The organism is Cyclobacterium jeungdonense, from assembly GCF_010994275.1.
Taxonomy (GTDB): Bacteria; Bacteroidota; Bacteroidia; order Cytophagales; family Cyclobacteriaceae; genus Cyclobacterium; species Cyclobacterium jeungdonense.
This window is the reverse complement of sequence record NZ_WMCD01000012.1, coordinates 184328-197193: the sequence shown is the minus strand read 5'-3', so window position 1 is coordinate 197193 and position 12866 is coordinate 184328. Positions and strand designations below refer to the sequence as shown.

Below are 12866 nucleotides of genomic sequence, written 5' to 3'. Positions count from 1 at the left end.
AATAACATCTGGGACACCCAAATCCAAAACTAAAAAATCATAAAGTAATGTATTTCAGTTTTTTACACTTAAATGGGACTGACGACTGTCGAAGTCAGGAAAAAGGCTACCAGATTTCCCTGGTAGCCTTTTTTGGTTTATGTGTGTCTTCTTTATTCCTTGATGAAAGAAGTCAGCATCCAGTGGTGCAATTCCAGACTTTTAATAAAGGCTATCAACATGTCTTCTGTGGCGGTGTCTCCCAGTTCGGCTACCCTTACAGCACACTCATTCATGGTATCTACCAAAACTTGAAAGTCTCTAAGTACTTCCTCCACCATTTCTTTGGAGCTAAGGTCGGTGCCTACTTCTTTAATGTCTGCATGCTGCAGGTAATCCTTCATAAGGCTGTAAGGAGTCATTCCAAATACCCGGATTCGCTCAGCAATCAGGTCAATGTTGGCAAAGGACTCATCGTACAGTTCTTCAAATTTTTCATGTAAGTCAAAGAAATCACTTCCAGTTACGTTCCAATGAAAATTACGTAGTTTTTGGTAATGCACATGGTAATTCGCCAAAAGCTTGTTCAAAGAACCTACAATTTTTTCAGACTCGTCTTTATTATATCCAAGCTTCTTAAAAACTCTTTTTTCTGCTGTTGTGCTCATAACAATTTTTTTAAGTTTAAAACCTTTTTAATAGCTTTCTACTTGAAATAAAGGATCATAAATGATGCCAATATTCCATTACTTTTACTTACCTATAGACATTATTAACTGATCTTTGTTTGGTATTCAGGTATTTTTTTTGCTTAATCAAAAGAATCGCCCAAAGCCCATCCAAAGGGCTTACCTGTGGAGGACCTGATTTAAACTTATTCTCAGGATTTCACCCATGTTTGTGCAACGCAAAAATTCCGGGTTTTTATAATGCCTACCAAGTTCTTGCTTAAGTAAATAGGTGTTTTCCTCGGTGGAAAGCAGGTCTTTCTCCATGCTGTTGAGGATGTCGGTAATTTCTTTGGGGGAGCTTTTTAGCCGGGTCGCTATCAAGGCCCTTTCTTCTTTTTGGTACTGCGCCATGGACTCCGGTGTAATATGCCGGATTCCCAATTGGATGAGAGCGTTGTTTTGTTTAAAGTATTGAGGTAAATAAATCGACTTTTTCCCCTCGTAAGATTGTTGGTCAAAATCGATGGAGCGGATTCGGTAATGCGTCTCTTCAAAATCTGGCGTCACGTCCACCACAAAATTAGAGGAATGCATATCACCCAACAAGCGCACAAAGCACCTTTCATTGAACTTCACAAACTCCTTGGATAAGCGGATAGGGTTTAACAAAGGATCGTGAATCTGTTGCTTCATAAACTGTTCTCCTGGTATTCCGGCTATGTGCTCCTCAATCAGCGAATCCCGGTATACCAGGTATCCGATTCTGTTGGGAGATAACAAGTGCTCGAGTTCCAGTCCGTACACCCTGGAAGCATCCGCATTTTTGATATAGAAATAATCAAAATTATCGTTGATCCGGTTGACAATTCGTACCCGAAACGGTTGCGTGTTTCCGTAGGTGCAGAGGTCTATCCGATCCACATACAGGTGCTGCATGACAGACATGTCCCCGTCCGCTTTCAGAAGCGCGTAGATTTTTTTTACCTTATAATGAATTTCGTTACGGTCCGACTCATCATAAAAAACCGTTTCCCATAGCGTGTCATTCCCTTTAAAGTCATAGAGCGCAATTGAATTGCTGTACCGGAGTAATTCCTTGTAGTGGATGGGAATATCAACTTCCCTCCCGTATTTGATCAGGTATGCTCTCAGATTCTCACTGATCGGATAAATTATCTTTTTTTTACTGATGACCGCCATCTGATACCTGGCTTAAGGTTTTTGTTCTTCCAGATTTTTTTCCTGTTTCCGTAATTTCCGGTCAAACAGGAAAGGGCCAAAGGGTAAAACCGAGGCGATGAGACCAAAAAGCGCATTTCTGAAGGGCCATCGCAATTTCCGGGAGGTGGGAAAAAGAACCAGAATATACAGAATAAATAAAATTCCATGAATCCAGCCTACATAGGTTACCATATCAGGAAGATCAAATATCCATTTGAGCGGCATGGCGATAAATACCAGCACCAACATAGAGGTACCCTCGGTAAGGCTGATGATCCGGAAACGTTTTACAATAGCCAATCTTTCTTCATTCGTCATTTTAATGTTATTTTACGTTGAAAAATACCTGAAGGGTATCCCACAGATTTCGTTTTAAGGGTACGTTTTTTTCCAATTCTTCCAGTTCGTCTGCAAAGAAATACTCCAGCGGATCCTGCATGATGCGGTAATTTTCTTTTTTCAATTTCATCAACGGATGGTGGATGGTTCCGAAAAGGATCATCTTACCGGGACTCAATTGAGCCAGCGGGTCCTCGTTACTATCCTTGAGGGATCTTTCAGAAACCAGGGCGATGTCTTTCAACGACAAGTTTACCGCACGGAAAATTTTTAACAGAAACTCCCGGGTACCAGAACTCAGTTCCTCTCCCTGGTACACGACCATAATGGATTTTTGAAACTCTCCCTCGTAGGGGATGGGTTCCGGATCCGGGCTGCTGGGTCGTTGAGGCACTGCTTCCGGCTCCTCCAGCATATCGGTATTCTCTTCCTCCAACTCCAGTCGGGATGCTAATTGCGCAGCCGCCAATTTTTCCCGCACCTCGTCTTTAAGGACGAAAATATTTTCTGTTAGAAATAGGCTTAGTTCGTGGTTGTTCATTTCAGGCGTGATGCTTTCAGTAGTACAATTTATTGCTTTTGGCTGACGCCTTCCAAATCGAAAAGGGATTTTAATTCTGTGGCGTCTTGGGGATCCATTCGGTTAGCCAAAATCAATCGCAGTTGTCTCCTCCTGAGTGCTCCTGCATACAATTCTTTTTCCCTTTTGGTGGTAGGTTCCAGGGGAGGAACCTTTACCGGACGACCCTTATCGTCCACAGCAACGAAGGTGAAAAAGGCTTTGTGCGTAGCGTACTTGGAATTGGCGGGAATATCTTCTGCAACCACTTCAATAAAAACTTCCATAGACGTGGAAAAGGCCCGGGTGACCTGCGCCTTTAACGTGACCACATTTCCAAGGGCTATGGGGTTCTTAAAGGAAATATTGTCCACAGAAGCGGTCACTACGATCGAATTGGAATGCCGCTGTGCAGAAATGGCAGCGACCACATCCATCCAATGCATTAATTTTCCACCCATTAGATTGTTCAGGGTATTCGTATCATTTGGCAGCACCATTTCAGTCTTGATTACTTCCGAGTCCTGAACGTGTTTTTTTACTGTTTTCATAGTCCTGCTGAATTATTCCCATCCTTCGTCTCCCAATAGGGGTACAAAGGAAAAATTATCAAAGGTTTCCCGGAGGATTTTTTTGTCCGACTGTCGGGTAAGCCGCAGCATCTGCTGGCTTTTTCGATCACCTACAGGTATGACCAGCGTCCCGCCGATAGCCAACTGCTCTAATAACGCTTTCGGTACTACTGGCGCCCCTGCAGTTACGATGATTTTGTCAAAGGGTGCCTTTTCCGGCAATCCCAGGCTCCCGTCACCCTGGTAGTGCTGAACTTTTACGCCTATCTTAGGAAGGAAGCGACGGGTTCGCTCGTACAGCGCCTCGTTGTATTCGATGGTATGAACCTTTGCCCCCAAACAGTACAAAATCCCTGCCTGATATCCCGATCCCGTACCAATTTCCAAAACCTTATCTCCTGGCTTTACCTGCAAAAGACTGGTTTGAAAGGCGACTGTGTAGGGTTGGGAAATGGTTTGCCCCTCTCCAATAGGAAACGCCTTGTCTTCATAGGCATGGCTAAGCAGTGCCGAATCAAAGAAAAAATGCCGGGGTATTTGGTTGATTGCATCCAATACCGCTTCGTCCTCAATTCCTTTTTTGCGAAGGGTATTGATCAGGCCCCGCCTTTGGCCTTTGTGTAAATAGCTGTCTTCGAGTTTCAACATTGTTTTTGATCGTATCTTCTCCCAATTGATATGCTAAGTTAATGCTAAAAATGGCTTACTTTGCCACAGAAACAGATTTATCTCCAACCAGGTGGTATCCGGCTGGTTAAAAATACCAAACTCATGTTTACAGGAATAATTGAAAGTCTAGGAACCGTCAGGCGGGTAACTCCAGAAGGGAATAATGTACATTTTGATATTGAGAGTGGTCTGGTACCCGAACTGAAAATAGACCAGTCACTCAGCCATAATGGAGTTTGCCTTACCGTGGTCGATTTGGACAAGAATACCTACCGGGTAACGGCCATCGATGAAACCTTGCAAAAGACGAACCTTGGTGATTTGAAAGTAGGACATTCTGTCAATCTGGAACGATGCATGCCTGCTAATGGCAGGTTTGACGGACACATTGTACAAGGCCATGTGGATCAAACCGGGATTTTGCGGGAAATCCGCGCCGAAGAAGGGAGCTGGATTGCCGACTTAGAGTACGACAGCAGTATTGGCAACCTTACTGTGGAAAAAGGCTCGATTTGTATCAACGGAATCAGCCTCACTTGTTTTCATTCAAAGGAAGGCAGCTTTCGGGTAGCCATTATACCCTACACTTACGAACACACCACCTTTCACCTCCTAAGCCCCGGTGATCGGGTAAACCTGGAATTTGATATCATCGGGAAATACATGCAACGGATACTCAAAGGTTATTGATACCCTCTGTATCAAAGCGGGCTTGCCACAGTTTTAGCCCCAACCCTGTTACCCACCATACCAGCCAGGCCAGTAATATTCCCAGTACAGCACCGACCAAAACATCTATGGGGTAATGCACTCCCAGGTAAATCCGGGTATAGGATACCAGTCCCGCCCAGGCGAATAACCAGCCCATCCTTCGGAGATGCTTTTTCCCAACCTTTTGCATAAAAGCTGCCAGTGCAAAGGTGTTCGCAGCGTGGGAAGAAGCAAAGCCATACCTTCCACCACAACCCGCATAATTCCGAATCAACTCCTCCCAGCGGGCATCGTGACAGGGTCGAAGCCTTTCAAAAAAGGGTTTCATTAAGCTTGATGTAAGCTGATCTGCCAGGATAATGGTTATAATCAGGCCTACAATGTACCAGATTCGTTCGTTAGGATAGTGCCGGATGATTAGGTACAACAGATACAGGTATAAAGGTATCCAGATGTACCTTCCGGTTAATGCCAGCATGACGGGGTCCAACCAAGTGGCATGCTGCTGGTTGAGAAAAACGAATAAGGCTTCGTCCCACTGCTTTATTTGCTCGATCATGAGTCCGCGTTTAGCCAGTTTCGATTTTTTTTCAACCCCTCCTGGGTAAGGGCTTCGGGGGAGCCCGGTGCGGGCTTTTGATTGTATTCCCAGTGGGCAACAGGAGGCATGCTCATCAGGATGCTTTCCGTTCGGCCATTGGTGTCCAGCCCGAATTTGGTACCCGCATCCCAAACCAGGTTAAATTCCACGTACCGGCCTCTGCGTAAGGCTTGCCATTGAAGCTCTTCCTCACCGTAGGGTAGCTTCGCGTTTTTAGCCATAAAATAACGGTAAAGCTTCGGGAAAAGGTAGCCCACGCCTTGCACAAATGAAAGCAATTGGTGAAAGGAAAGCTCCTCATCGGCCACCAGCCGGTCAAAAAAAATACCACCGACTCCCCGGGTTTCTTCCCTGTGGGGCAGGTAAAAATAGTCATCGGCCCATTTTTTAAACCGGGGGTAAAACTCCGGATGGTAGGTGTCACAAAGGGTTTTTAGTTCCCGGTGAAAATAGCTGGCGTCTGCAGTGTCCAGATAATGAGGCGTCAGGTCAATTCCTCCCCCAAACCAATAGGTGCCGTTACTCATTTCAAAATACCGGATATTCATGTGTATGATCGGAACCATAGGACTGATCGGGTGGATTACAATAGAGACCCCGGTAGCAAAAAAGTCCGCCTGCTCCAATTTTAGTTTTCGAAGGATTTTCTCGGGAGTGGGTCCATGAACCGCAGAAAAAGCGACTCCTCCTTTGGCAATGATGCCGCCCTTATTCAAAACCCGGGTTATTCCCCCGCCGCCTTGCTGCCGTTCCCAATGGTCACTTTCAAAACGGCCCTTCCCATCTTCAGCTTCCAGCTCGCTGCAGATATGAGCCTGTATTTCCCTGAATTTATCCGCAATTTGTTCTTTGCTCACTTTTTCCATACTTTTCACAAAATTTTATCCCCTTAAAATGGATAACCAATACCGATATTAAAAACGGACTGTCCCCGCTCTCCCAGCGGCTGTTTGAAGGAAAGTTTGTCCAGGATAAAGCGATCACCTTCTGGTCTGGCGGGATCGTAGGCCTTTATACCCATATCCAGCCTAAGTACCAGAAATTCAAAATCCATACGCAGTCCCAAACCGGTTCCCACAGCCAATTCTTTATAAAAACGATTCACTTTAAAATCAGTTCCCTCCCGTGAAGGATCCACCGCAAAGGTCCAGGTATTGCCGGCGTCAATAAAAAAGGCGCCGTCAAAATACCCGAATAGTTTTCTCCTGAATTCAAACATTGCCTCGAAGAGTATTTCTCCCGGTTGCTCAAAGCGGTAATCAAAGGTACCGTCTTCCCGAGTTTGAGGTGTAAAACTCCCAGGCCCCAAGCGTCGTGGCTGCCAGGCCCGGATGCTGGTACTGCCTCCGGCAAAAAAGTATTTTTCGTAGGGTAAAACCCCTCCGCTGATACCGTATGGTTTGGCCAGCCCCAAATTGAGGCGGTAAGCAAACGTACTAGTAGTGCTCAGCGGTATGTATCGTCGGAAATCCGATTGGAATTTGAGGAATTGAAAGTAATTCAGGTTCCGATTAGCGAGTTTATCAAGGTTCAGAAAATTAAACGTGGTGCCGCCGCTTTCTACAAACAAGCGCCAAAGCGATGCCTGGTTTCTCTGAAACAAGCCGTACTGGTTAAAGTTGATGATTACCTGGCCGGAAATGCTGCTCACGTAAGAAGGCAGAAAGGAATTGATCAGGTTGTTTCCCTGTTCCTGCAGCTCTTCCAGTCTGGATTGAAACAGGGAATCCAGGGAAGAGCGGATCAGGTTGGCATCCAGTAGGTTTACCGAAAACTGGTGACGCAGGTTTCGGGTAGCCCAGGTATAAGCCAGGATGGTGTTGAGTGCATCTCGTACATATTCCGGTCGGTTTACATAACTGTAGCCCAGAAGGGTCCGGGTACGGGGATTGTAGCGTCCGAATTTTTCCAGGGTGCCAAAATTGAAGGGGACCAGAAACTGAGGGAATATAATGGAGGCTGAGGTGGACAGTTCCCGGCTTCGGTACACGCCCCCTTCGGTGGTGGCAGAGGCCACGCCTTCCAGCCCAGCCCGGAAATTAAACTCAAAGATCTCCAATCCCCGAAACAGGTTTCGGTTTCGCAGGGAATGGCTGAAAAAGGGGCCAGGTAGCTGTTCCGTTACACTGGCACCGAGCTGATTGGTAATTTGGAATTTCTGGTTGGGCCGGGTGAAAATATTCGTCTGAATACGATTCCCCAGCGTATCAAAAGAAATGTTTACCATGCGAAAAACGTCTAGATTGGCCAATTGTCGCTGAGTTTCGATGACGGAATTCTTGCTGTACACGTCGCCTTTTTTTTGAAAAATCCGCGAGCCGATGATTTTTTCAGCATAGCGGTCCTGGTACATGATGTACCGGATGCCCTTCCATTCCGTGGAAATGTTTTCGTCCGGGATGTGCTCGTTGGGGCTGGCAATGGTAAAAACAATGGAGTCAATAGTGTAGATGCGGTGTTTTTTTCCCTGTTCGGGTTTCCGGATCAGTTGCTCTATGACCACGTTTTTCTCCACACTATCCTTATACACGTTGTATTCAATAAAGGACTTGGAAAAGGTATAATAGCCATTATCCTTCAGCAGGTCCTCTACTCGCTGTCGTTCGCTAGTCAGATCCGTTTGTCGGTAACGCTCCCCTGCTTCCAGATGGCTGTATTTCTTGTTTTTTTCCAGGATTTGGTAAATGTCTTGATCATCCGATTGCGTAAAGGCGCTGTCGATCCGATAGAGGGAATTTTCCTCGATCTGGTAGACCAGGCTGGCTTTTTGCCCCGATGTATCCGTTTGGGTGGTGACGGAGGCATCAAAAAAACCGTTGTTTTGAAGGTAGATGAGCATCTGCTGCCTGGAAATGGCCGTTTCGCTGCTGTCCAGGACTACCCGGGCATTTCCCGTTCGCATAAACCAGTTGCCGTATTCCAGTTTTCGTTCAAGGGAACTTACACGGCTATTTAGTTTTCTGTAACGCTTTTCTATTTTCCGGGAAGGGTTTCCCTGGCTGATCATTTCCGCAAGCTCCATGGCTTCCTCTTTGCTTTGGCGGATATTTTCAGCGAGCCGGGCACTGTCATAAAAGCGCGTTCCCAGGGAGTGGACCAACACCCCGGGCGAAAGGTTGATCAACGGGATGCGGGTATTTGGTTTCTGCCGAATCAGGCTTTTCAGGGCTTCGGCATCGCTTTTCCGAATCCCTTCCGTGTCCACCTCGAAGAGCAAAAGTTCGTTCGGCGGCAGCTCCCGGGTAAGGCTACAGCTCCAGAGCGAAAGGATCAAAAAAAGAAAGTTTATATATTTGGTGTTCTTCACTACAACAGTCTCGACAAATGCTAAGCAAAAATACAGTTAAGTTTATTAAATCCTTGCAACAGAAAAAATTCCGTAAACAAGAACAGGCCTTTTTTGTGGAAGGGGCCAAAAATGTAACGGAATTGTTGCGTTCGGATTATACGTGTACGCATTTGTTGTATTCCGAAAAATTTGCAGATGCACAGCCTGAGTTGCTGTCAGGCTTTGATGGAGAAAAAGTGCGGGTGCTTCCCGCGGAACTAAAAACAGCAGGCACCTTTTCCAGCAACGACCAGGCTTTGGTGGTAGCTCGCGTGAAACCCAATCTCCCGGTGCTGGTATCTTCTGGCGAGCTGGTAGTAGCTCTGGACGATATCCGCGATCCGGGAAATCTGGGGACCATCATTCGCATCGCTGACTGGTACGGGGTCAAAAAAATGCTGCTTTCGCCGGAGACGGCCGACCTGTACAACCCCAAGGTGTTGCATGCCAGCATGGGTTCCTTTACCCGGCTGGCCTTTGAGTACGTATCCCTGGAGGAAAAGCTGCGGGATGTCCGGGTGCCTGTTTTTGGTGCTTTTCTGGAGGGCCTGTCCATTTATTCGCATAGCGGTCCGGCTGAGGGAGTGTTGTTAATGGGCAACGAATCCCATGGTATCTCCCCGGAGCTGGAGGTCCTGGTTAGCCAAAAGCTGACGATTCCTTCCTTTGGCGGTGCAGAATCCCTTAACGTGGCCGTGGCTACGGCCGTGCTCTGCGATCATTTGCGGCGGCTTAGACAGGCGGGGAAACCAGTGTAGGTTTGCCTAATCACTCGAATCAAGATAGAGCCTCCCCTCAATTTCCAGTTTGAAATGATTAAATTGGCGTATCTATCGCAGTTAAAAGGAAATATACGGAAGGACTGATTTGTTCGTTAATCTTAAAATAGAACGAATGATTTCCAGTAGTAAACCCAAAATCCGTTAATTGAAATGCACCAACAAACTAAGAAATCCGAAAAAATCACCGTGCAGGCAATTATTGCTGCCGGGAGTCAAAAGGTATGGGAATACTACACGGATCCTGAACAAATCATGCAGTGGAACTTTGCATCGCAGGAATGGCAGTGCCCACGCGTAAAGAATGAGTTGCGAGTCGGAGGGAGTTTTTATGCCCGAATGGAGGCCAAAGATGGAAGTTTTGGTTTTGATTATGAGGCGGTTTACGACGAGATTCGCCCCGAAAAATTCCTGAGTTATGCCCTGACAGATGGCAGGAAAGTACAGGTGTCCTTCGAAGAAGAGGGTAATCAAACTATGGTGACTATTACTTTTGATTCCGAACCGGAAAATTCAACGGATATGCAGCGGGATGGATGGCAAGCCATATTAAACAACTTCAAAAAGCACGTGGAGGAATCGTAAGTAGCCTTCTACAGAATTTCTTTCGAAGAATAAGCAGTTTTAAGGGTTTCGGAAGGGAATAAGAATAATGGCGTTGTCATGTATCCAGTCAATTTACGAGGAGGTATATTAGCCATTTTTTACTTAATTTGCCCTACTTTCTGACCAAGCGGTTCATTATGGCATCCCTGAAAACACACCTGGCTAAAGCCGGGATCAATGGCTTTTTTTTTCTGCTTCTGCTGACCATATTTCTGGCTTATTTATTTCCTGAATGGGGACAAAGCAGTGGGAGGGTAAGCCTGGATGACCTAACCTATTATGGGGTGACTATCATCTTTTTCTTTTATGGAGTGAAGATCAGTCCTGCTACATTGAAAGTTGGGCTGTTCAACTGGCGGTTGCACCTGTGGATTCAAAGTACCACTTTTCTGGTTTTTCCAGCGCTCATTTTTGTTTGTTATGTTTTCTTTGGCGATGCGGATAGCCTTTTTTGGCTCGGGACCTTTTACCTGGCGGTGCTTCCTTCCACGGTTTCTTCTTCGGTGGTTATGGTGTCCATTGCCGGTGGAAATTTGCCCGCTGCCATCTTCAATGCCAGTATTTCCAGCCTGCTGGGGATTTTTATCACCCCACTTTGGATGGATCTGTTTCTCAGTGCCTCAGAGACTGATTTTGCGCTCTGGGATACGGTAGGCCAATTGGTCTTGCAAATTTTTCTTCCGGTGGGATTCGGATTTTCACTGCATCGCTACCTGGGTGCCTGGGTGCAGCGGCGTAGCCGGCAATTAAAGTATTTCGACCAAACGGTCATTTTATTGATTGTTTTTTCGGCATTTTCCCAATCCTTTGGGCAAAACATGTTTGCCGGGCAGAATGTACTGGGCCTTGGTCTTTGGATGTTGCTGCTATTTCTGGTAATGCTGGGTGTAATGTATGGAGTAGGGAAGTGGCTTGGCTTCAACCGGCCGGACCGGATCACGGTGCTTTTCTGCGGATCTAAAAAATCACTGGTACAGGCAGCGGTCATGGGCAAGGTATTGTTCCCCGATCCGGTGGTATTTGGTGTAGTGCTCTTACCCATCATGCTGTACCATACCTTGCAGCTTATCATCGGCAGTGCCCTGGCTGAACGCCTGGGAGCAGAAAAAGCCGCTATATAAAAGAAGTGTCCCGGGAAGCTTCTGTGGCCATCTTTTGCGCCAGGGATTTGCCGAGGTAACGGTCGATCAGGGCATGTCCGAGGTACAGGAGGGGAGTGAGCAGGATGGCTACCGAAAATTTATAAATGTAATTGATGATGCCCACGGCAATGATCTGCTGCAGCGACCAGTTGCCAAAAACGTAAAAAGCAATGCCTAATACTACAAAGGAATCGATAAACTGCGAAACCAATGTAGAGCCGGTGGCCCGGAGCCAGATCATTTTGGAGCCGGTGATTTTTCTTAGTTTCTGGAACACGAACACATCCAGCAACTGTCCCAGCAAAAAAGCGATTAGGGAGCCGATGATAATGCCCAGACCCTGTCGGAAAATGGTATTGAAGGCATAGTCGATGTTAAATGGAGCACCCGATGCATCGGTTGCATTTACTTCCAGCCAGAAGCTTGCTGGGGGGAGCTGGGTTACCAGGCTGATGATGATAAATACGTATACGATCAGACCGGCAGTAATAAAGCTGATTTTTCGAACCCCCTTTTTGCCAAAATATTCATTGATAATATCCGTGGTTAAGAAAACGACGGGCCAGATTACAGCTCCTGCAGTGAGGTTGAAATCCAATACATAGGTTCCAAAAAAAGTCCAGCCAGCGGGATTAAGTCCCAGGGTTTGTTCTCCCGAAAAAATTTTTACACCAATAATTTCCGCCAGAATGGCATTGGTAAGAAAAATGCCGCCCAGAATGACGAACAAATTGGTCTTTTTTGACTGATTAACCTTATCCTGATGGTCCATGTTTAGGGAATGGGGTAAATGCTGCCTTCTTCACTTAAAAAACTATTGGGAAAGACCTCCCGCGCTTCCAGAAGTAGGGGCTGCAGGTCGCTATACCTTACAGAGTAATGACCTAACAACAGTTTTTTTACCGCTGCCAGATTCGCAATTTCAGCAGCTTCCTTGGTAGTACTGTGTCGGGTTTGCTTTGCCCTTTCCTTTTCTGCCTCCATGAAGGTAGTTTCATGGTACAATAAATCTACACCCTGAATAAAGCGTGTAAGACTTGGGTCAAAGGCAGTATCGGAGCAAAAGGCATATTTGCGCGGAGCTTTTATCTGGCAGAAATCCGCTGCTTTGTAAATGACCTTTCCCGTCATATCCCGGACATCCTTTGCTTTTAACAGGGTTCGGATGGCCTCCAGTCCAGGCTTTTGTTGTCTAATCAGCTCCTTTCGTAATTTTACCCGGCCTGTCTTCTCCTCAAAGCTAAATCCCGTGCAAGGTATCCGATGTTTCAATGGAAACGCATGTATTTCCAGGTCTTCCAAATCCAGTAGTCGGGTTTTTTCGGTGACCGAAACCAGGTGAAAAACCAGGGGGAATTTTAGCAGGGTGCCGGAATATTTCAATTGCACCGTAATGATTTCGTCCAGCCCTTTCGGCCCGTACAGGTGCAGGGGATTTTTCCGGTTATTCAGATGGTAAGTACCCAACAGGCCCATCAATCCCAGGTAATGATCTCCATGCAGGTGGGAAATAAAGATGTGGTTGATTTTAAAGTATTTAACTTTAAATCTCCGGAGCTGATGCTGGGTGGATTCGCCACAATCGAGCAAAAAGGAGTGTTTTCCCCAGGTAACCACTTGGGAAGTTTGGTTTCTGCCATGGGCCGGAGCAGCTGAGTTGGAACCCAGGATGGTGATTGAGAAGTCCAA

At 46.3% G+C, this 12866-nt stretch carries 15 protein-coding genes; 4 read left to right on the top strand and 11 right to left on the bottom strand.

The genetic code is table 11. The features are described from left to right. Positions 1-152: 152 nt before the first annotated feature. From GKS34_RS20520 to GKS34_RS20495, 6 genes are all read right to left on the bottom strand, one after another. The gene (locus tag GKS34_RS20520; RefSeq protein WP_163386854.1) at positions 153-647 is read right to left on the bottom strand and encodes a Dps family protein; all 495 of its coding nucleotides are present in this window, start codon (positions 645-647) and stop codon (positions 153-155) included. A gap of 180 nt (positions 648-827) precedes the next feature. Then, entirely contained in the window at positions 828-1850 is a 1023-nt protein-coding gene (locus GKS34_RS20515; protein WP_163386853.1) for a hypothetical protein, read from the bottom strand. Between the two features lie 12 nt (positions 1851-1862). After that, positions 1863-2189 carry a DUF3817 domain-containing protein gene (locus GKS34_RS20510; protein WP_163386852.1) on the bottom strand — a complete coding sequence of 109 codons (327 nt, stop codon included), beginning with the start codon at positions 2187-2189 and terminating at the stop codon, positions 1863-1865. 7 nt (positions 2190-2196) lie between these two features. Further along, on the bottom strand, positions 2197-2751 hold the full coding sequence (locus GKS34_RS20505) for a hypothetical protein (protein ID WP_163386851.1): 555 nt from the start codon (positions 2749-2751) through the stop codon (positions 2197-2199). A 29-nt stretch (positions 2752-2780) separates the two neighbouring features. Beyond that, entirely contained in the window at positions 2781-3320 is a 540-nt protein-coding gene (locus tag GKS34_RS20500) for an acyl-CoA thioesterase (protein WP_163386850.1), read from the bottom strand. 12 nt (positions 3321-3332) lie between these two features. Beyond that, a complete protein-coding gene (locus GKS34_RS20495; RefSeq protein ID WP_163386849.1) occupies positions 3333-3989 on the bottom strand; it encodes a protein-L-isoaspartate(D-aspartate) O-methyltransferase in 657 nt (218 codons plus the stop codon). A gap of 123 nt (positions 3990-4112) precedes the next feature. Between GKS34_RS20495 and GKS34_RS20490 the strand changes: the two genes are divergently transcribed. Then, the gene (locus tag GKS34_RS20490) at positions 4113-4700 is read left to right on the top strand and encodes a riboflavin synthase (protein ID WP_163386848.1); all 588 of its coding nucleotides are present in this window, start codon (positions 4113-4115) and stop codon (positions 4698-4700) included. Here GKS34_RS20490 and GKS34_RS20485 read toward each other — a convergent pair. The 3 genes from GKS34_RS20485 to tamL are packed head-to-tail and all read right to left on the bottom strand — an operon-like array spanning position 4687 to position 8629. Then, positions 4687-5280: a phosphatase PAP2 family protein gene (locus tag GKS34_RS20485; protein ID WP_163386847.1), complete on the bottom strand. Its 594-nt coding sequence runs from the start codon at positions 5278-5280 to the stop codon at positions 4687-4689. The genes GKS34_RS20490 and GKS34_RS20485 overlap by 14 nt on opposite strands. Beyond that, complete coding sequence (hemF, locus tag GKS34_RS20480; RefSeq protein ID WP_163386846.1) at positions 5277-6188, bottom strand: oxygen-dependent coproporphyrinogen oxidase; 912 nt, start codon at positions 6186-6188, stop codon at positions 5277-5279. Before hemF ends, GKS34_RS20485 begins: the two co-directional genes overlap by 4 nt. Before the next feature lie 23 nt (positions 6189-6211). Then, the gene (gene tamL / locus GKS34_RS20475) at positions 6212-8629 is read right to left on the bottom strand and encodes a translocation and assembly module lipoprotein TamL (RefSeq protein WP_163386845.1); all 2418 of its coding nucleotides are present in this window, start codon (positions 8627-8629) and stop codon (positions 6212-6214) included. A 17-nt stretch (positions 8630-8646) separates the two neighbouring features. Here tamL and GKS34_RS20470 point away from each other — a divergent pair, with 17 nt between their 5' ends. From GKS34_RS20470 to GKS34_RS20460, 3 genes are all read left to right on the top strand, one after another. Then, positions 8647-9408 (top strand): TrmH family RNA methyltransferase, encoded by a 762-nt coding sequence (locus tag GKS34_RS20470; protein WP_163386844.1) that lies wholly within the window; start codon positions 8647-8649, stop codon positions 9406-9408. Positions 9409-9582: 174 nt separating this feature from the next. Beyond that, entirely contained in the window at positions 9583-10014 is a 432-nt protein-coding gene (locus GKS34_RS20465) for an SRPBCC family protein (protein ID WP_163386843.1), read from the top strand. 158 nt (positions 10015-10172) lie between these two features. Continuing rightward, positions 10173-11156, top strand: a complete 984-nt coding sequence (locus tag GKS34_RS20460; protein WP_163386842.1) for a bile acid:sodium symporter family protein — start codon at positions 10173-10175, stop codon at positions 11154-11156. Here GKS34_RS20460 and GKS34_RS20455 read toward each other — a convergent pair. Both GKS34_RS20455 and GKS34_RS20450 read right to left on the bottom strand, forming a co-directional pair. Next, positions 11149-11949 (bottom strand): queuosine precursor transporter, encoded by an 801-nt coding sequence (locus GKS34_RS20455; RefSeq protein WP_163386841.1) that lies wholly within the window; start codon positions 11947-11949, stop codon positions 11149-11151. The two genes, GKS34_RS20460 and GKS34_RS20455, sit on opposite strands and share 8 nt — an antisense overlap. A 2-nt stretch (positions 11950-11951) precedes the next feature. Continuing rightward, complete coding sequence (locus GKS34_RS20450; RefSeq protein WP_163386840.1) at positions 11952-12866, bottom strand: ribonuclease Z; 915 nt, start codon at positions 12864-12866, stop codon at positions 11952-11954.